The sequence below is a fragment of the Pseudomonas sp. MSSRFD41 genome (genome assembly GCF_014230245.1).
GTDB lineage: Bacteria > Pseudomonadota > Gammaproteobacteria > Pseudomonadales > Pseudomonadaceae > Aquipseudomonas > Aquipseudomonas piscis.
This window is the reverse complement of the sequence record NZ_JACKZK010000039.1, coordinates 21,759-38,823: the sequence shown is the minus strand read 5'-3', so window position 1 is coordinate 38,823 and position 17,065 is coordinate 21,759. Positions and strand designations below refer to the sequence as shown.

Annotated in this window: 19 protein-coding genes; 8 read left to right on the top strand and 11 right to left on the bottom strand. The window is 66.5% G+C overall.

Annotated elements, in window-relative coordinates; all coding sequences use genetic code 11:
• The 6 genes from H7A76_RS30945 to pedF all read right to left on the bottom strand — a co-directional run.
• A partial coding sequence (locus tag H7A76_RS30945; protein ID WP_185702032.1) for an aldehyde dehydrogenase family protein occupies nucleotides 1-496 on the bottom strand: 496 nt, incomplete at its 3' end.
• Between the two features lie 194 nt (nucleotides 497-690).
• Nucleotides 691-2,451: a PQQ-dependent alcohol dehydrogenase PedH gene (gene pedH / locus H7A76_RS30940; RefSeq protein ID WP_185702031.1), complete on the bottom strand. Its 1,761-nt coding sequence runs from the start codon at nucleotides 2,449-2,451 to the stop codon at nucleotides 691-693.
• A 310-nt stretch (nucleotides 2,452-2,761) separates the two neighbouring features.
• Complete coding sequence (locus H7A76_RS30935) at nucleotides 2,762-3,691, bottom strand: quinoprotein relay system zinc metallohydrolase 1 (RefSeq protein WP_185702030.1); 930 nt, start codon at nucleotides 3,689-3,691, stop codon at nucleotides 2,762-2,764.
• 28 nt (nucleotides 3,692-3,719) lie between these two features.
• Complete coding sequence (locus H7A76_RS30930) at nucleotides 3,720-4,499, bottom strand: quinoprotein dehydrogenase-associated SoxYZ-like carrier (RefSeq protein ID WP_185702029.1); 780 nt, start codon at nucleotides 4,497-4,499, stop codon at nucleotides 3,720-3,722.
• Between the two features lie 11 nt (nucleotides 4,500-4,510).
• On the bottom strand, nucleotides 4,511-5,386 hold the full coding sequence (locus H7A76_RS30925) for an ABC transporter substrate-binding protein (RefSeq protein ID WP_185702028.1): 876 nt from the start codon (nucleotides 5,384-5,386) through the stop codon (nucleotides 4,511-4,513).
• Nucleotides 5,387-5,391: 5 nt separating this feature from the next.
• A complete protein-coding gene (gene pedF / locus H7A76_RS30920) occupies nucleotides 5,392-5,853 on the bottom strand; it encodes a cytochrome c-550 PedF (protein WP_185702027.1) in 462 nt (153 codons plus the stop codon).
• Nucleotides 5,854-6,106: 253 nt separating this feature from the next.
• Here pedF and exaA point away from each other — a divergent pair, with 253 nt between their 5' ends.
• Nucleotides 6,107-8,002 carry a quinoprotein ethanol dehydrogenase gene (exaA, locus tag H7A76_RS30915; protein WP_185702026.1) on the top strand — a complete coding sequence of 632 codons (1,896 nt, stop codon included), beginning with the start codon at nucleotides 6,107-6,109 and terminating at the stop codon, nucleotides 8,000-8,002.
• Nucleotides 8,003-8,061: 59 nt separating this feature from the next.
• Nucleotides 8,062-8,721, top strand: a complete 660-nt coding sequence (locus H7A76_RS30910; RefSeq protein WP_185702025.1) for a pentapeptide repeat-containing protein — start codon at nucleotides 8,062-8,064, stop codon at nucleotides 8,719-8,721.
• Between the two features lie 222 nt (nucleotides 8,722-8,943).
• Here the strand turns inward: H7A76_RS30910 and H7A76_RS30905 are convergent, their stop codons facing one another.
• Genes H7A76_RS30905 through H7A76_RS32570 form a run of 5 tightly spaced genes read right to left on the bottom strand, consistent with a single transcriptional unit; the run spans nucleotide 8,944 to nucleotide 11,572 of the window.
• Entirely contained in the window at nucleotides 8,944-9,273 is a 330-nt protein-coding gene (locus tag H7A76_RS30905; RefSeq protein ID WP_185702024.1) for a type II toxin-antitoxin system RelE/ParE family toxin, read from the bottom strand.
• Nucleotides 9,270-9,506 (bottom strand): type II toxin-antitoxin system ParD family antitoxin, encoded by a 237-nt coding sequence (locus H7A76_RS30900; protein WP_185702023.1) that lies wholly within the window; start codon nucleotides 9,504-9,506, stop codon nucleotides 9,270-9,272. The genes H7A76_RS30905 and H7A76_RS30900 overlap by 4 nt, the downstream gene beginning before the upstream one ends.
• A 43-nt stretch (nucleotides 9,507-9,549) precedes the next feature.
• A complete protein-coding gene (locus tag H7A76_RS30895; protein WP_103326945.1) occupies nucleotides 9,550-10,188 on the bottom strand; it encodes a response regulator transcription factor in 639 nt (212 codons plus the stop codon).
• A complete protein-coding gene (locus H7A76_RS30890) occupies nucleotides 10,185-11,447 on the bottom strand; it encodes a HAMP domain-containing sensor histidine kinase (protein WP_185702022.1) in 1,263 nt (420 codons plus the stop codon). Before H7A76_RS30890 ends, H7A76_RS30895 begins: the two co-directional genes overlap by 4 nt.
• A 2-nt stretch (nucleotides 11,448-11,449) precedes the next feature.
• On the bottom strand, nucleotides 11,450-11,572 hold the full coding sequence (locus H7A76_RS32570) for a hypothetical protein (RefSeq protein ID WP_260498129.1): 123 nt from the start codon (nucleotides 11,570-11,572) through the stop codon (nucleotides 11,450-11,452).
• A gap of 161 nt (nucleotides 11,573-11,733) precedes the next feature.
• Here H7A76_RS32570 and H7A76_RS30885 point away from each other — a divergent pair, with 161 nt between their 5' ends.
• The 6 genes from H7A76_RS30885 (at nucleotide 11,734) to H7A76_RS30860 (ending at nucleotide 17,060) form a co-directional block, all read left to right on the top strand.
• Entirely contained in the window at nucleotides 11,734-12,927 is a 1,194-nt protein-coding gene (locus tag H7A76_RS30885) for an ABC transporter substrate-binding protein (protein ID WP_185702021.1), read from the top strand.
• 30 nt (nucleotides 12,928-12,957) lie between these two features.
• Nucleotides 12,958-13,932 carry a YVTN family beta-propeller repeat protein gene (locus H7A76_RS30880; protein WP_185702020.1) on the top strand — a complete coding sequence of 325 codons (975 nt, stop codon included), beginning with the start codon at nucleotides 12,958-12,960 and terminating at the stop codon, nucleotides 13,930-13,932.
• Nucleotides 13,929-14,687, top strand: a complete 759-nt coding sequence (locus tag H7A76_RS30875) for an ABC transporter ATP-binding protein (protein ID WP_185702019.1) — start codon at nucleotides 13,929-13,931, stop codon at nucleotides 14,685-14,687. The genes H7A76_RS30880 and H7A76_RS30875 overlap by 4 nt, the downstream gene beginning before the upstream one ends.
• Nucleotides 14,688-14,698: 11 nt before the next feature.
• Nucleotides 14,699-15,493 carry an ABC transporter permease gene (locus tag H7A76_RS30870; protein ID WP_185702034.1) on the top strand — a complete coding sequence of 265 codons (795 nt, stop codon included), beginning with the start codon at nucleotides 14,699-14,701 and terminating at the stop codon, nucleotides 15,491-15,493.
• 308 nt (nucleotides 15,494-15,801) lie between these two features.
• Nucleotides 15,802-16,344, top strand: coding sequence for a PQQ-dependent catabolism-associated CXXCW motif protein (locus H7A76_RS30865; RefSeq protein WP_185702018.1), 543 nt, complete (start codon nucleotides 15,802-15,804; stop codon nucleotides 16,342-16,344).
• A 50-nt stretch (nucleotides 16,345-16,394) separates the two neighbouring features.
• Nucleotides 16,395-17,060, top strand: a complete 666-nt coding sequence (locus H7A76_RS30860) for a response regulator transcription factor (RefSeq protein WP_185702017.1) — start codon at nucleotides 16,395-16,397, stop codon at nucleotides 17,058-17,060.
• The last annotated feature ends 5 nt before the right edge of the window (nucleotides 17,061-17,065 follow it).

Below are 17,065 nucleotides of genomic sequence, written 5' to 3'. Positions count from 1 at the left end.
AGTTCCACGGGATGATCTGGCCGACCACGCCCAACGGTTCATGGAAGTGGTAGGCGGTGGTCAGTTCGTTGATTTCCGCGGCGCCGCCCTCCTGGGCACGGATGCAGCCGGCGAAATAACGGAAATGGTCGGCGGCCAGGGGGACGTCGGCATTGAGGGTCTCGCGCACCGCCTTGCCGTTGTCCCAGGTCTCGCTGACCGCCAGCCGTTCCAGGTTCTGCTCGATGCGGTCGGCGATCTTCAGCAGGATCAGCGAGCGTTCCTGGACGCTGGTCTTGCCCCAGGCCTCGGCCGCGGCATGGGCGGCGTCCAAAGCCTTGTCGATATCTTCGACCGTGGAACGGGGGAATTCGGCGATCACCTGGCCATTGACCGGCGAAGTGTTGGTGAAGTACTGGCCGGCCACCGGCGGCACGAACTGGCCAGCGATGAAGTTGCCGTAGCGCGGCTTGAAGGACACGATGGCGCCTGGGGTTCCGGGTTGTGCGTAGATCATGCTGGGCCTCTGCGGGTCAATGCCTGTCCACGACAGGCGATGCACCGATGGTAGAGAGCCCCTGGTGCCAGACGAATGCATCGTTGGCAGCAAGGGCTCTCGTCATTTGGTCGTAAAACAGCAGCTGCAAGCCTTAAGCCTCAAGCGGCAAGATCGAAAGCTTGCCGCTTGCAGCTAAAAGCTTGCCGCTGCTTTTAGGTCTTGGGCAGCTTGAAGGTCCAGAGCATGCCGCCCTGGTTGAAGTCCTTGACCCGCTTGGCCACTTCGCCGCCCCACAGCGGCACCGCGCCGCCCCAGCCGGAGACCACCGAGACATACTGCTCGCCATCCATCTCCCAGGTCACCGGCGACCCCAGGACGCCGGAGCCGGTCTGGAATTCCCAGACCTTCTCGCCGGTCTTGGCGTTGAACGCCTGGAGGAAGCCTTCCGGCGTGCCGGTGAACACCAGGTTACCCTTGGTGGTCAGCACCCCGCCCCACAGCGGCGCGAAGTTCTTGTGGCGCCAGACCTCCTTGCCGCTGATGGGGTCGATGGCCCGCAGCACGCCGATGTAGTCCTCGTTGAGCGGCTTGATGGTGAAGCCGGCCCCGAGGAACGCCGCGCCCTTCTTGTAGGCGATGCCCTCGTTCCAGATATCCATGCCCCACTCGTTGGACGGCACGTAGAACAGCCCGGTGTCGCGGTTGTAGGCCATGGGCATCCAGTTCTTGGCCCCCAGGAAGGCCGGGGCGACGAACACCGAGCTGCCCTTGCTCTCGCTGCCCGGCGCGCCAGGGCGGCTGGCTTCGTTGTAGATCGGCCGGCCGTTCTTATCCAGGCCGGTGGCCCAGGTGATCTTGTCGACGAAGGGGAAGCCGCGGATGAACTTGCCGTTGGTGCGGTCCAGCACGTAGAAGAAGCCGTTGCGGTCGGCGGTGGCGGCCGCCTTGATCTCCTTGCCGCCCTCCTTGTAGTTGAAGGAAATCAGCTCGTTGACCCCGTCGAAGTCCCAGCCGTCGTGGGGGGTGCTCTGGAAGTGCCACTTGATGCTGCCGTCGTCCGGGTTCAGGGCCAGGCGCGAGGAGGAATACAGGTTGTCGCCGGGGCGCAAGTGGGAGTTCCACGGCGCCGGGTTGCCGGTGCCGAACAGGATCAGGTTGGTTTCCGGGTCGTAGTAGCCGCCGAGCCAGGGCGCGGCACCGCCGGTCTTCCACAAATCGCCCGGCCAGGTCTTGCCCGCCTCCCCCCCGGAGATGCCGTTCTCGATGGCCTTGCCGTCCTTGTACACATAGCCCATGTGGCCTTCCACGGTGGGGCGCATCCACAGCAGCTCGCCGTTCTTCGGGTCGTAGGCCTGGATCTTGCCGACCACGCCGAACTCGCCACCGGCGACCCCGGTGATCAGCTTGCCGTTGACCACCATGGGCGCGGCGCTGATGGAATAGCCTTCCTTGTGGTCGGCGACCTTCTTGCTCCACACCACCTTGCCGGTGTCCTTGTTCAACGCCACCAGCTTGGCGTCCAGGGTGCCGAAGAACACCAGGTCGCCGTACAGCGCCACCCCCCGGTTGATCACATCGCAGCAGGGGCGGATGTCATCGGGCAGGCGCGCATCGTACTGCCAGAGTTTCTTGCCGGTGCGGGCGTCCACGGCGAACACCCGCGAGTAGGAACCGGTGAGGTACATCACCCCATCCTTGATCAGCGGCTGGGCCTGCTGGCCACGCTGCTTCTCGCCGCCGAAGGAGAACGCCCACACCGGCCGCAGGTCCTTGACGTTGTCGACGTTGAGCCTGTCCAGCGGGCTGTAGCGCTGGCCCTGTACCCCCAGGCCGTTGGTGACGATCTGCTGCGGATTCTTCGGGTCCTGGAGGATCTCCTGGTCGTCGACGGCGGCCAGCGCCGCGCCGGACAGCAGCATGGCACTGAGCACCAGGCTCACGGCGAAGAAGGGACGGCGTGGGGGTTGGGTCATGACGGCTACCTCTGCGGTTATTGTTGTCCCCGGGAAATTTTCCCGGCCTGCCGGGAATTCTTGGTCGCGGCCTGCCCGCCAACAATTGCTCGCAGTGCTGAGTTTTCTAGTTCCTTGGTAGAAGAAGAGCAGCGGCCAGCAGCAAGCTACAAGCAGCAAGCAGCCCTCCCGCGAAGGTGGCAAGGGAGCGTGCTCCCGCCGGGTGGCGCAGCCGCCCCCCATGGCTGCCACCCCGTTCCTGCCCGGATCACGAATTCAGGTTTTGCGACCGCTATGCGGTCGAGCGGGAGCAAGCGCCCTCGCCACGGGATCAGTGGCCGTCGAGGCGTTGCAGGCGCTGGCGCTCGTAGCGCGGATAGAGGTGGCTGACGCTGCGGATCAGCTCGTAGCGGGTCAGGCTGATGCCGGCAAAACGCTCGGGGATCGGGCGGCGGATCATCTCCGCCATGTCGTCGCCTTGTGCCGCGCCGTCGCGCATCAGGCCATCGAGCCAGCCCAGGTAGTCGCGCATCTGGGCAAAGGGCCGGGCATCGGCGGCCAGCGGGCCATGGCCGGGAACGATCAGCTTCCACGGCAGCGCCTGCAAGGTGTCCAGGTCCTTGAGCCAGACCCCGAGCCCCGGGCTGTTGGGGGTGGTCAGCGCGCGCTCGTAGAACACCAGGTCACCGGCGAACAGCACCCCGGTGGTCTCATCGAGGATCGCCAGGTCGGCGCCGGTGTGTCCGCCCAGCCCCAGCAAGCGCAGGCGGTGACCGCCAATATCGCGCACCCCGGGCTCCAGCACCTGGGTGGGCAGCACCACCTCGGTGCCGCGCATCCAGTCGCCCACCAGGCGATACATGTTTTCCGCCAGGGCCTCGCCCTGCTGGCGCAGCAGGTCCGTGGTGCCGGCCAGGGCACCGATGGGCACATCGGCGAAAGCCTGGTTGCCCAGCACATGGTCCGGGTGGTGATGGGTCAACCACAGCTCGATCACCGGCTTGTCGGTAACGGCGGCAATGGCCCGGCGCAGGGCCTCGCCGTAGCGTTTCGACGGCCCGCTGTCGATCACCAGCACCCCGCTGTCGGTGACGATGAACCCGCTGTTGACGATGTTGCCGCCGTTGGCCTTGGCGAAATTGTCGGTGCTGCCTTCGAGCAGCCAGGTGTCCGCGGCGATCTGCCGGGGGGTGAGTCGATAGTCCAGGTCGGCCCGGGCCGGCAGGCCCAGGCACAGCAGCAACAACAGGATCCAACGCATGGTGAGGCCTCCGGTGAGCACAGGTGATTCAGGGCAACGCGGCCTCGAACTGGTTGCCGCTGTTGTCCCGCATCAGCAGGCGGGTCGGCCCCGGGCCCTGGATATCGAAACCCAGGTTGGGGTTCTCGCTGACCGCCGGGAACAGCTCGAGGCGGGCCAGGCGCTGATCGTTCTGGTCGCGCAATTCGGCGTGGTTGAGGAAGAACTCGGGGATGCCGCTGACCAGGCCGTTATCCATCGGATGGGACACTTGCAGGCGCAGGCGGCTGGCACCGCCCCGGGGATAGCGCCCGCCCAGCACCTCGCCGATGTGCTCTTCCCAGCCGGGCTGGGTGCGCACCACGCTGGGCGCGGTGCAACCACCGCCCGCGGCATCGATCAGGGTCGAGCCCACGTGCCACAGGCCATCGCGGGTCTGCACCGCGGCGCGCAGGGGTGTGGCCTGCTCGATGCGGATGCGGATCGACAGCCACGGCAGCACCCGCTCCCCCGGCACGAAATCGACGATGCGCGGCAAGGGGTTGAGCTCGGCCCAGGCCAGGATGCGCACCACCTCGCCGGTGAAGGCCCGGGCATCGATCTCCAGCGGCACCTGGCGCGCATCCTCGGCAAAGGGCGGCGCCAGCAGCTTGACCCGCTCATCGAAGACGAACGCGGCATCGCCCAGCAATTGCTTGTGGTAGAAGGCCCACATCACCGAGGGCACCGGGTCCGCGCCCGGTTGCCGGGACACACCGGGCTCGGCGGCCAGCGCCGGGGTCGCCAAGGGCAGCCAGCATGCCAGCAGCCAGGTCGCTCGCCAGTTCATCGACATTGCTCCTATTGATACATCTGTGGGACCTCGTAACGCAGGCCATAACGGGCGTACAGCGCCTTGAGCCGACCGTCGCGGATCAGCTCTTCCAGGGCCTCCTCGATGGCGTAGGCCAACTGGCGGTTGCTTTCATGCACCGCCATGCCGATCTCCCACAGCGGCTTGCCCAGGTCCGGGTAGGCGTTGTCCGCCAGGGCCAGTTGCGGATCGCCCGCCTGGTGCAACTGCCAGTCGAGCTCGCCGCGCATGGCCATCACCGCATCCACCTGCCCGGCCCGCAAGGCACCGAAGGCCTGCTGCACGCTGGGGTAGTGATGGGTCTTGGCACTGAGCAGGCCGTTGAGCACCGAGGTCAGGTAGAACGACGGCACGCTGTCCACCTCGACGCCAATGGGGTGCTGCCGGAACACCGCGACACTGGCCACCGAATCCAGCCGGCGGCGGTCGAACGCCACCTGCCAGCGCTCCTCCTGATAGGGGCCGAACATCACTACGTGATCGTTGGCCAGCTCGCCCAGTTCGTTGCGCTTTTGCGCGTAGTCGTGGTCGTAGGGCACGCGCATCATCAGGTCGGCCAACTGCTGGTGGCGCAGCGGGCTGCCGCGCCAGATGTAGTCGCGCAAGTCGTCGTCGAGCTTCTCCCCGGGCGGCGCCCAGATCAGTTGCAAGCGCACCCCCAAGGCCTGGGCCAGGGCTTGCGCCAGCTCGACGTCGACGCCCCGGGGCTGGCCCTGGTCCTGGAAGCTGTAGGGGGCAAAATCCTGGTACACCGCCACCTTCAGCTCACCGGAGGCGATCATGGTGTCGTAGTTGCGCACCCCGGCCTGGGCCGTGGCGCAACACAGCAGCAGGCCAGCCAGGAACAGGGCGAAGCGGCCCATGGCGATCACTCCTCGATGCGCACGCTGTCCAGGTAGGTGCGCACCGCCCACAAGGCTTCCTGGCTCAGGTAGTCGGCCATCTTCGGCATGTATACCCGGCCATCGCGCACCGCGCCGTTGCGCACCCGCTCGACGAACCATTCATCCCCGGCTTCGCCGGCATCCAGCATGCGCAGATCCGGCGCAATGCCTCCGGACTTGGCTTCCAGGCCATGGCAGGCGGCGCAGTTCTGGTTGTAGGCCGAGGCGCCGATCTCCACCGCCTTGTCGTGTTCGGGCGAGGTGCGGTACGGATTGACCGTCGCCCAGCCGTCGCCATCCAGCGTCACCCCGGCGTCCTTGATCGGGGTCAGGCCCTTGGTTTCCACCGCCTGGGGCACCACGTTGCCATGGGCCCATGCGGCGCCGGTGGCCAAGGCACCGGCCAGCAGCCCTGCCACGAGCAAGGCGTTGTGTTTTGTTGTCATTGTCAGGCCCTCAAGATTGCACGCAAGACCTCGCTACAGAGGCCATGGCGTCATCTTAGGAACAGCCCGGACGCGACCGTATGCTGCTTTGGTGGCCGCGTCCTCCTCCCTTGGTAGTAGGGCTTGTGGCGCGGGCCTAAATCAGGTGTCGCCCGGGAATTATTCCCGGCAAGGGCGGGACTTTTTCCGTATCTAAAAGCGCCTCGCGCGGCAGACCCTAGTCAGGCCAAAACCTCCACTGGGAACCGCAACCATGACAATAAGATCGCTACCCGCCCTCTCCCCCCTGAGCCTTGCCGTCCAGGCCCTGCTGCTGGCCGGCAGCCTGTCCCTGGGCGCGGCGGCCACAGCGGCCACCGCCCCGGCGGCACCTGCCAGCAAGGGCGTGACCTGGGAAGACATCGCCAACGACCACCTGACCACCAAGGACGTGTTGCAGTACGGCATGGGCACCAATGCCCAGCGCTGGAGCCCCCTGGCCCTGGTCAACGACCAGAACGTGTTCAAGCTGACCCCGGCCTGGTCGTACTCCTTCGGCGACGAAAAGCAGCGCGGCCAGGAATCCCAGGCCATCGTCAGCGACGGCGTGGTCTACGTCACCGGCTCCTACTCCCGGGTGTTCGCCCTGGACGCCAAGACCGGCAAGCGCCTGTGGACCTACAACCACCGCCTGCCGGACAACATTCGCCCGTGCTGCGACGTGGTCAACCGCGGCGCCGCGATCTACGGCGACAAGATCTATTTCGGCACCCTCGACGCCCGGGTCATCGCCCTGGACAAGAACAGCGGCAAGGTGGTGTGGAACAAGAAATTCGGCGACCACAGCGCCGGCTACACCATGACCGGCGCGCCCACCATCGTGAAGGACCAGAAGAGCGGCAAGGTACTGCTGGTCCACGGCAGCTCCGGCGATGAGTTCGGCGTGGTCGGCCAGCTGTTCGCCCGCGACCCGGACACCGGAGAAGAGGTGTGGATGCGGCCCTTCGTCGAAGGCCACATGGGCCGCCTGAACGGCAAGGACAGCACCCCCACCGGCGACGTCAAGGCACCCTCCTGGCCGGACGACAAGACCACCGAGACCGGCAAGGTCGAGGCCTGGAGCCATGGCGGCGGCGCCCCTTGGCAGAGCGCCAGCTTCGATGCCGAGACCAACACCATCATCGTCGGCGCCGGCAACCCCGGCCCCTGGAACACCTGGGCACGCACCGCCAAGGATGGCAACCCCCACGACTACGACAGCCTGTACACCTCGGGCCAGGTCGGGGTCGACCCGAGCACCGGCGAGGTCAAGTGGTTCTACCAGCACACCCCCAACGATGCCTGGGACTTCTCCGGCAACAACGAGCTGGTGCTGTTCGACTACAAGGGCAAGGACGGCAAGGTGGTCAAGGCCACCGGCCACGCCGACCGCAACGGTTTCTTCTACGTGGTCGACCGCAGCAACGGCAAGCTGCAGAACGCCTTCCCCTTCGTCGACAACATCACCTGGGCCAGCCACATCGACCTCAAGACCGGGCGCCCGGTGGAAAACCAAGGCCAGCGTCCGGCCAAGCCGCTGCCGGGTGAAACCAAGGGCAAGCCGGTGGAAGTCTCGCCGCCGTTCCTGGGCGGCAAGAACTGGAACCCCATGGCCTACAGCCAGGACACCGGGCTGTTCTACATCCCCGGCAACCAGTGGAAGGAGGAGTACTGGACTGAAGAGGTGAACTACAAGAAGGGCTCGGCCTACCTGGGAATGGGCTTTCGCATCAAGCGCATGTACGACGACCACGTCGGCACCCTACGCGCCATGGACCCCACCACCGGCAAGCTGGTCTGGGAGCACAAGGAGCCGCTGCCGTTGTGGGCCGGCGTCCTGGCGACCAAGGGCAACCTGGTGTTCACCGGCACCGGCGACGGCTTCTTCAAGGCCTTCGACGCCAAGACCGGCAAGCAGCTGTGGAAATTCCAGACCGGCAGCGGCATCGTCTCCCCGCCCATCACCTGGGAGCAGGATGGCGAGCAGTACATCGGCGTGACCGTGGGCTACGGCGGCGCCGTGCCGCTGTGGGGCGGCGACATGGCCGAGCTGACCAAGCCGGTGGCCCAGGGCGGTTCGTTCTGGGTGTTCAAGATCCCCAGCTGGGACAACAAGACCGCCCAGCGCTGATCGACCTGTGGCGAGGGCGCTTGCTCCCTCGCCTTCACTCCCGCCTGGAGGACCACCCCATGAACTACCTGCCCCTTGCCCTGCTGCTGACCCTCTCCCCCGCCTTCGCGGTGAACCTCGACGACGCCGGCAACGACGTCCCGCTGATCATCAACGGCTGCCTGATCGCCGCATCCAGCCAGTGCCCCGGGGCCGACCTGCGCGGCGCCCAGCTGGCCAACCAGGACCTGGGCAAGATGAACCTGGCCGGCGCCGACCTGCGCGGAGCCGACCTGCGCCATGCCCGGCTGGACCTGGCCAACCTGGAAAAAGCCCGTCTGCAAGGCGCCAACCTGACCCGCGCCAGCCTGCAACAGAGCAACCTGCGGTTGGCGGACCTGAGCGACGCCACCCTGGTGGCCATCCAGGGCTGGGGCCTGTTCGCCCAGGGCGCACAGCTCGCCAACGCCAACCTCAGCGCCGCCTACCTGCAATTCGCCCGGCTCTCCGGAGCCAAGCTGCAGCAGGCCAACCTGCAAGCCGCGGATCTGGAAATGATCTGGCTGAGCAAAGCCGACCTGCAAGGCGCCGACCTGCGCGATGCCAACCTGCAAGAAGCCAAGTTCGGCGAAAGCAACCTGGAACGCGCCGACCTGCGCGGTGCGCGGCAGCATTATGGGAATTTCCAGGATGCCAATATGGAGGGCTGCATGGGGTGCCCTCGGACGTGGGATAAGTAGGGGGGGGTGAGTGCATATCCAGTGTGGCGGTAGCGGCCACTCGTGGCTGAGAGACTGAGGACATATCCGTTACGGCGGCTGGCGGTTTCGCTCTTACAGCGACTCACTTTTGAAGATCCGGAATGCCGGCCCAGACAAAAGGGACTCGCCGTAAGGGCGAAACCCTAAGTTGGCCATGACCGCAGCAACGGATATGTACCCCTCCCCCAACATTCCCCACCACTAGCGGAAAACACCTTCCGCCAACCACTCAGGAAAGTCCCGCATACCATGCAAAACGCGCCATACGTCGATGTGGTCATCGCGTTCAACGTAGAACACCAGATAGGGGTAGCGCTTCAGCGGCCAGCAAAGTACCCCCGGCAGATCCAGCTCGTGGGCGTAGCGAGACATACCCGAGGCCGGATGGCGGCCGATATGAACATAGGCCTTTTCCAGAGCATCGATAAAACCGAGCGCAGCCTGCTCGGCCTGTTGGTCAAGGTAGTCGTTGATAGCGCCTTCCACGTCCTGACTGGCAAAGGCACGTGGAATGACCGGCTTGGCTTTCATCCTCGCGCCTTGTGCACCCCGGCACGCAGGGATTCGAAATAGTCGCCCTCCACAGCAGTGCCCGGAGCCGATTGAGCACCGGCCAACAACAGGCCACGCAGGTATTGCCGATCCTGATCCTTGCGAATCAGCTCACGCACATATTCACTGCTGGTGCTGTAGCCGCGCCGGCTGACTTGATCATCGACAAAGGACTTGAGAGCGTCCGGCAGGGAGATGTTCATGGTGCTCATGGCTTTGTCCGCCTTTGACAAAATTTGCCAAACTATACACCCCTCACCCCGCCACCCGCACCACCCCCATGTCGATCCCCAGATGCACCAGCTGCGCATGGGAACTGACCTGCAACTTGCTCTTGAGCAGGGTCAGGTGGTTGGACACGGTCTTGGTGCTGATGCACAGCTGCTCGGCAATCTCCCGCGCCGGGGTGCCGCGGGCCAGCATCACGAAGATCTCCAGCTCACGCTGGGTCATGCTCTGCAAGCGCGGGTCGCTGGCGCCGGCCTGGGGCGTGCAGGCCAGCTGGGTGGCCAGGGCTTGCTCGATGTAGGCGTGGCCCGCCAGCACCCGCTGCACCGCTTCGATCAGCACCTGGGGCGCCGAGCTCTTGGTCAGGTAGCCCGAGGCCCCCGCCTCCAGGGCCTGGCGCACCAGGGGCAGTTCGTCGTGCATGCTGAAGAACAGCACCCGCAGCTGTGGCAAGCGCTGGCGCAGGCGCCGAGTGGTCTCCAGGCCACTGATGCCGGGCAGGCCGAAGTCCATGATCACCAGGTTCGGCACCTCTTCCAGGACCCGGGCCAGGGCCTCCTCGCCATTGGCCGCTTCGCGGACCTGCATCGCCGGCAACGCCGCCCGCAGCAGGCTGGCGTAGCCCTGGCGGACCACGGCATGGTCGTCGACCAACAAGATGTTCATCGGGCCTCCAGGGGAATGGCCAGGGCCAGCGCCCAACCGGCGCCGGGACGACTGAGGATGCGCAGTTCGCCCCCCAGGCTGCGGGCGCGCTCGGCCATCGAATGCAGGCCGACCCCGGGACGCTGGGGCTGGCAGGCGCCGCGGCCGTTGTCCCGCACCCACAAGCGCAAGCCGCGACCACTGCGTTGCAGGCGTACCCGCACCTGGCTGGCGTCGGCATGCCGGGCAATATTGGTCAGGGCCTCCTGCAACAATCGGTACAGGTGGGTCTTGCTCGCCATGGACAGCGTTGGCAGGTCCTCGCTCAACCTCAGCTGGCAGGCGATGCGCTGGGTGTCCTGCCACTGGCTCACCAGCATCTGCACCGCGGCAGGCAGCGACACGTGCTGCAGGACGACCGGATACAGGTCCTGCACCAGGCTGCGAAAACCTTGTTGCAGATGCTGGCAGTTGTGCTCCAGCCGCTCGGCCGTCTGCGCCACCGTGGCCGGCTCGCCAGCCACCAGGCGCAGCAGGCAGGCCTGGGCGCGGATACCGGCCAGGTACTGGCCGAGATCGTCGTGCAGGGTCTGCGCCAGCTGGGTCCGTTCGCGCTCCTGCACCGCCAGCAACGCCCGGGTCAGTTGCGCGTTGTCGGCCCGGGTCTGCTCCAGGGCCGAGGTCATGCGGTTGAAGTGCCCGGCCAGTTGCAGCGCTTCGGGCAGGCCGCTTTCCGGCAGGCGCACCGCCAGTTGTCCGGCCGACACTTGGCCCAAGGCCCGCAGCAGGTCATCGAGCAGGCCAATGCCACGGCGCACCGCCCAGCGAATGGCCAACAGGCTCAGGGCCAGGGCCAGGGCGCACAGGCCCAAGAGTTGTTGCAGGGAATCCCAGGCTTCGTCGATCTCGTCCCGGGCATCGACGGCGATCAGCACCCGGCGTCCGTCGCTCAAGTCCAGCAGCCGGCTGGCATGCTGGCGCTCGCTGAACAAGCGGCGGCCGAGCCAGGCTTCCCAGTCCGATTGTTCGGGCAGGCGGGCACTGGCGCCCGGTTCCAGCCAATGCACCCGCACATGGCGCAGGCTGCGGGTCAGGCGCGCTTGCAGGCTGGCCGGGTCACGCTCGGCGGTCTCGCCCAGATACGCCACCACGGCCTCGGCGGACTGCAACTCGCGCTCGACATCGGCCAAGGCCTGGTGCCACAGCAACCCGGCACAAGCCAGGGTCACCAGGGCGAAAAAACCGCTGACCCACAGGTTGATCCGCCACAACGCCGACATGCCTAGTGCCCCGGCGCCAGCGGCACCGCCGGTACCGGCAGCGGGCGCGAGCCATGCGGGCGATCGACGCCGATCAGGCTGAGGATCAGCAGCAGGGGCAATAGCAGCAGTTTGATCAGGCGCATGGGCGTTGGCTCCACAGTGGCCAGGGGCTCTGCTGGCCATGCTAAGACCGCCACCGCCGCGCCGGACTACTACCTTGGTACTGGCCGGGCGCTACTTTCTGCATATTCCTGCGCTGCGATGCTCTTTCTATGCTGGCGCCACCTGCCGTGGAGAGCCGCCGATGCGCCAGCCCGCCCCCCTTGCCCTGACCTGCCTGCTGGCCCTTTCCATGGCCCTGGGCGGCGTCCAATGCGCGCGGGCCACGCAAGTGGCCGAGCCCAGCCTGCAGGTGCGCATCGGCTACCTGGGCTATCGGCCCGACGCTGGTCCGCTGCTCTCGAACATCATTCCCGAGCCGGCCGATGCCGGCCTGCAAGGCGCCGAGTTGGCGATCGTCGACAACAACAGCACCGGGCGCTTCCTCAAACAGCGGTTCGAGCTGGTCAGCGCCAGCGTCGACAGCCCCGAGGCGCTGCTGCAAGCCGCCCGGGCCCAGCACGAGCAGGGCCTGCGGCTGTTCGTGGTGAACGCCCCGGCGGCCAGCTTGCGCGCCTTGTCCGCCGCCCTGCCCGACAGCCTGCTGTTCAACGCCGGCAGTCCCGACGACCGCCTGCGCAGCGACCAGTGCCTGGGCAACGTGCTGCACAGCCTGCCGAGCCGGGCCATGCTGGCCGACGCCCTGGTGCAGTTCCTGGCCCTGCGCAAATGGCAGCGGGCCTTGCTGGTGGTCGGCCAGACCGAGGATGACCGAGCCTACGCCCAGGCCCTGCGCCGGGCCATGAAGCGCTTCGGCCTGCAGATCGTCGCGGAAAAAACCTGGAGCTTCGACAACGACCAGCGCCGCAGTGCCCAGGCCGACATGCCGTTGTTCACCCAAACCGCCGAGTACGACGTGGTGCTGGTGGCCGACGAGCGCGGCGACTTCGGCGAATACCTGCCCTACCAGACCTGGTACCCGCGCCCGGTGGCCGGCACCCAGGGCCTGACCCCTACCGCCTGGCACAAGAGCGTGGAGACCTTCGGCGCCGCGCAATTGCAAAAGCGCTTCGAAGCCCAGGCCGGGCGCTGGATGAACGACCGTGACTTCGCCGCCTGGATGGCCGTGCGCAGCATCGCCAGCGCGGTGCGCACGGTGCGCCAGGCCGAGCCCCGGGACCTGCAACAACGGCTGCTGGGCGACCAGTTGCCGCTGGATGGCTTCAAGGGCCGCAAGCTCAGCTACCGCCCATGGAACGGCGAGTTGCGCCAACCCATTGCCCTGGTGCAGCCCCGGGCCCTGGTCAGCACTTCGCCCCAGGAGGGTTTCCTGCATCCGTTCAATGAAATGGACAGCCTGGGCTACGACCGTCCCGAAGTGACCTGCCGCTATCCCTGAGCCGCCCCCTACAACAATAAGGAATCCGCCATGCGCCGCCCTCTTCTTCGCCGCTCCACGCTCTGCGCGGCCCTGCTGCTCGCCACCGGGCACGCCCTGGCCACCACGGCCTGGGTCTCCAACGAGAAGGACAACAGCCTGAGCCTGATCGACATGCAGACCCTGGAGGTCACCGACACCCTGCCCGTCGGCCAGCGGCCCCGGGGCTTGTTGCTGTCCCACGACAACCGGCTGCTGTACATCTGCGCCAGCGATTCGGATCGGGTCCAGGTGGTGGACGTGGCCACCCGCAAGATCGTCAAGGAGCTGCCGTCGGGCAAGGACCCCGAGCAGTTCGCCCTGCACCCCAACAACCGCTGGCTGTACGTATCCAACGAAGACGATGCGCTGGTGACGGTGATCGACACCCAGACCGCCAAGGTCCTGGGGCAGATCGACGTCGGTGTCGAACCCGAAGGCATGGCGGTCAGCCCCGACGGCAAGTGGGCGGTCAATACCAGCGAAACCACCAACATGCTGCACTGGATCGACACCAGCACCCAGACCCTGGCCGACAACACCCTGGTGGACCAGCGCCCGCGTTTCGTCGAATTTTCCCCGGACGGTTCGCGCCTGTGGGCCTCGGCGGAAATCGGCGGCACGGTGACCATCCTCGACGTGGCCACGCGCCAGGTGCTCAAGACCCTGGGGTTCAAGATCAAGGGCGTACACCCGGACAAGGTCCAGCCGGTGGGGATCAAGCTCAGCGCCGACGGCCGGTACGCCTTCGTCGCCCTGGGCCCGGCCAACCATGTGGCGGTGATCGACGCCAAGACCTTCGAGGTCCTCGACTACCTGCTGGTGGGACGGCGGGTCTGGCAATTGGCATTCACCCCGGACCAGCGCCAATTGCTGGCCACCAATGGGGTCAGCGGCGACGTCTCGGTGATCGACGTGGAGCAGCGCAAGGTGCTCAAGTCGGTGAAGGTCGGGCGTTACCCCTGGGGCGTGGTGGTGACCCCATGAAGGCCCTGGAGGTGTGCCAGCTGAGCTTCGCCTACGGCCCGCGCCGGGCCCTGGACCAGGTCAGCCTGAGCCTGGCTCCCGGGCGCTTCGCCGCGCTGCTGGGGCCCAACGGCGCCGGCAAGTCGACACTGATCGCCCTGCTCACCCGGCTCTACGACCTGCAACAGGGCGACATCCGCGTCGGCGGCTGCTCGCTGCGCAACGCCGCACGAGCGGCCCTGCGCCAGCTGGGGGTGGTGTTCCAGCAAAGCACCCTGGACCTGGACCTGAGCGTCGAGCAGAACCTGCGCTACCACGCCGCCCTGCATGGCCTGTCCAGGCGCCAGGCCCAGGCGCGGGTGGAGGCCGAGCTGCAACGCCAGGGCCTGGACGAACGCCGCCGCGAGCCGGTGCGCCAGCTCAACGGCGGGCACCGGCGCCGGGTGGAGATCGCCCGCGCACTGCTGCACCAGCCGCGCCTGCTGTTGCTCGACGAAGCCAGCAGCGGCCTCGACCCGGCCAGCCGCCTGGCCCTGGGCCGGCATATCCGCCAGCTGTGTGAGGAGCAACAGCTGAGCGTGCTGTGGACCACCCACCTGCTGGATGAAGTACAGGCCGACGACCAGTTGCTGGTCCTGCACCAGGGGCGCCTGGTGGCCAGCGGCGAAGCCGGCGCGGTGAGCCAGGCCCATGGCGGCGACCTGGGCACGGCCTTTGCCCGCTTGACCCCAGCGACACCGCCCCCCTCGATGGCGACCGGAGGACACCCGGCATGAACACACCTGGCATGAGCGCCTACTGGCAGTGCCTGCGCGGCATCGTGCTGCGCGAATGGCTGCGCTTCGTCCTGCAGCGCACGCGCTTTCTCAGCGCCCTGGTGCGCCCGTTGCTGTGGCTGCTGGTGTTCGCCGCCGGCTTTCGCGCGGCCCTGGGCATCGCCATTATCGAGCCCTACGACACCTACATTCCCTATGAGGTCTACATCATCCCCGGGCTGGCCTGCATGATCCTGCTGTTCAACGGCATGCAGGGTTCGCTGTCGATGGTCTACGACCGCGAGATGGGCAGCATGCGCCTCCTGCTCACCAGCCCCCTGCCGCGGCCGTTCCTCTTGGCCAGCAAGCTGCTGGCCACGGCCCTGGTGTCGCTGTTGCAGGTCTATGCCTTCCTCGCCATCGCCTGGCTCTACGGGGTGCAGCCGCCGGCCCTGGGCCTGCTGGCGGCGCTACCGGCACTGTTGCTGGTGGCGCTGATGCTCAGCGCCCTCGGGTTGCTGCTGTCCAACGCCATCCGCCAGTTGGAGAACTTCGCCGGGGTGATGAATTTCGTGATCTTCCCGCTGTTCTTCCTGTCTTCGGCGCTGTACCCGCTGTGGAAGATGCTCGAGGCCAGCCAGTGGCTGTATTGGCTATGCGCCATCAATCCCTTCACCCATGCGGTGGAACTGGTGCGTTTTGCCTTGTACCTGCGGTTCAACCCCCTGGCCCTGGCGGTGTGCCTGGGCCTGACCCTGGTATTCGCGCTGCTCGCGGTCGCCACCTTCAACCCGCAGCACGCCGCCCTGCGCAAGAACACCGCCTAGGTTCTGCTGATGAAAAACTCCGCAGCCGCTGTCGAGCCCTGGGCGAGGCGGCGCAAAGGGCCGAAGGACTTTCCAGGGTTCCGAGAACCGGCACCTGGCCGCGCATGAAACCCCGTGGATGGCCCTGACGGAGCGTGCCAGCAGGCTTGGCGTCACCTGAACAGCCGCAGCAGCGACTACCGACAAGCGCAAGAACGTCGCCCAGCCAGGACCTACGACTTTGGTACTGCTTTTACTGTCGATGGTCGCATTCCCAAGTACCCGGCCCTGGCATGTAATGGGCCCATAACGACAAGGATAAAAGCCATATGCCACGTGCCTTGCAAACCCTGGCCACGCTGTGCCTGAGCCTGGCGCTGGGCAGCGTCCAGGCCGCCGACCCGCTGTTTTCCGCCGAGGGTTATCGCACCGGCCTGTATCGCAGCCCGACCCCGCTGCACATCGAGGCGGCGCAGATCGTCGACACCCAGGCCTTGCAAGGCCTGCTGCAAGAGCACCCGGCACCGCTGCTGATCGATGTCTATCGCCGGCAATGGCTGCAAGGCCGCTTCATCGACAGCGAACCCCACGCCAACCTGCCCGGCAGCCACTGGCTGGCCAATACCGGCGACGGCGAGCTGACGCCCCAGTGGCAGGACTACTTCAGCCAGCATTTGCAGCGCCTGAGCCAGGGCGACCGCCAGCGAGCGCTGGTGTTCTATTGCCGCGCCGATTGCTGGCTGAGCTGGAACGCGGTAAAACGCGCCGCAGCCCTGGGCTATAAAAATATCTACTGGTACCGCGACGGGCTGGACGCCTGGGAAGCCGCCGGGCTGCCCGTGGTGGCGGCCCAGCCCGAGCCCCTGCCCTGACGATGCCTTGCTCAAGTGCTCCCATAACCACAATAACGAGGTGAAAGGCCGTGTACAGAATCCTGATAGCCGATGATCACCCACTGTTTCGCGAAGCCATCCACAACGTCATCAGCGACGGTTTCCCCGGCAGCGAGGTGATGGAGACCGCCGACCTGGACAGCGCCCTGGCCCTGACCCAGGACCACGACGACCTGGACCTGATCCTGCTGGACCTGAACATGCCCGGCATGCACGGCCTCAATGGCCTGATCACCCTGCGCAACGAAGCGCCGACCATTCCGGTGGTGATCGTCTCCGCCGAGCAGGACAAGCAGGTCGTGCTGCAGGCCATCACCTATGGCGCCGTGGGTTTCATCACCAAGTCCTCGCCGCGCTCGCAAATGACCGAAGCCATCGAGCAGATCCTCAATGGCAACGTGTACCTGCCGCCGGACATCATCCGCACCCAGAAGAACTCGCCGGGACGACGCAGCAGCGAGGCCCCGAGCTTCCCGCCGGAGCTGTTGCAGGCCCTGACCCGCAAGCAGCTGCTGGTGCTGGAGCGCATGACCAAGGGCGAATCCAACAAGCAGATCGCCTACACCCTGGACATCGCCGAGACCACGGTGAAAGCCCACGTCTCGGCGATCCTGCGCAAGCTCAACGTGCACAACCGGGTGCAGGCGATCCTCAGCGCCGGCGACATCGACTTCGGCGCCTACCTGCGCCGCTAGCGGCA

Excerpts from the sequence above, each read along its gene's own strand:
- pedH (WP_185702031.1), bottom strand. The coding sequence starts at position 2,451 with ATGACCCAACCCCCACGCCGTCCCTTCTTCGCCGTGAGCCTGGTGCTC.
- H7A76_RS30935 (WP_185702030.1), bottom strand. The coding sequence starts at position 3,691 with ATGCGTTGGATCCTGTTGTTGCTGCTGTGCCTGGGCCTGCCGGCCCGG.
- H7A76_RS30930 (WP_185702029.1), bottom strand. The coding sequence starts at position 4,499 with ATGAACTGGCGAGCGACCTGGCTGCTGGCATGCTGGCTGCCCTTGGCG.
- H7A76_RS30925 (WP_185702028.1), bottom strand. The coding sequence starts at position 5,386 with ATGGGCCGCTTCGCCCTGTTCCTGGCTGGCCTGCTGCTGTGTTGCGCC.
- pedF (WP_185702027.1), bottom strand. The coding sequence starts at position 5,853 with ATGACAACAAAACACAACGCCTTGCTCGTGGCAGGGCTGCTGGCCGGT.
- exaA (WP_185702026.1), top strand. The coding sequence starts at position 6,107 with ATGACAATAAGATCGCTACCCGCCCTCTCCCCCCTGAGCCTTGCCGTC.
- H7A76_RS30910 (WP_185702025.1), top strand. The coding sequence starts at position 8,062 with ATGAACTACCTGCCCCTTGCCCTGCTGCTGACCCTCTCCCCCGCCTTC.
- H7A76_RS30905 (WP_185702024.1), bottom strand. The coding sequence starts at position 9,273 with ATGAAAGCCAAGCCGGTCATTCCACGTGCCTTTGCCAGTCAGGACGTG.
- H7A76_RS30900 (WP_185702023.1), bottom strand. The coding sequence starts at position 9,506 with ATGAGCACCATGAACATCTCCCTGCCGGACGCTCTCAAGTCCTTTGTC.
- H7A76_RS30895 (WP_103326945.1), bottom strand. The coding sequence starts at position 10,188 with ATGAACATCTTGTTGGTCGACGACCATGCCGTGGTCCGCCAGGGCTAC.
- H7A76_RS30890 (WP_185702022.1), bottom strand. The coding sequence starts at position 11,447 with ATGTCGGCGTTGTGGCGGATCAACCTGTGGGTCAGCGGTTTTTTCGCC.
- H7A76_RS32570 (WP_260498129.1), bottom strand. The coding sequence starts at position 11,572 with ATGCGCCTGATCAAACTGCTGCTATTGCCCCTGCTGCTGATCCTCAGC.
- H7A76_RS30885 (WP_185702021.1), top strand. The coding sequence starts at position 11,734 with ATGCGCCAGCCCGCCCCCCTTGCCCTGACCTGCCTGCTGGCCCTTTCC.
- H7A76_RS30880 (WP_185702020.1), top strand. The coding sequence starts at position 12,958 with ATGCGCCGCCCTCTTCTTCGCCGCTCCACGCTCTGCGCGGCCCTGCTG.
- H7A76_RS30875 (WP_185702019.1), top strand. The coding sequence starts at position 13,929 with ATGAAGGCCCTGGAGGTGTGCCAGCTGAGCTTCGCCTACGGCCCGCGC.
- H7A76_RS30870 (WP_185702034.1), top strand. The coding sequence starts at position 14,699 with ATGAGCGCCTACTGGCAGTGCCTGCGCGGCATCGTGCTGCGCGAATGG.
- H7A76_RS30865 (WP_185702018.1), top strand. The coding sequence starts at position 15,802 with ATGCCACGTGCCTTGCAAACCCTGGCCACGCTGTGCCTGAGCCTGGCG.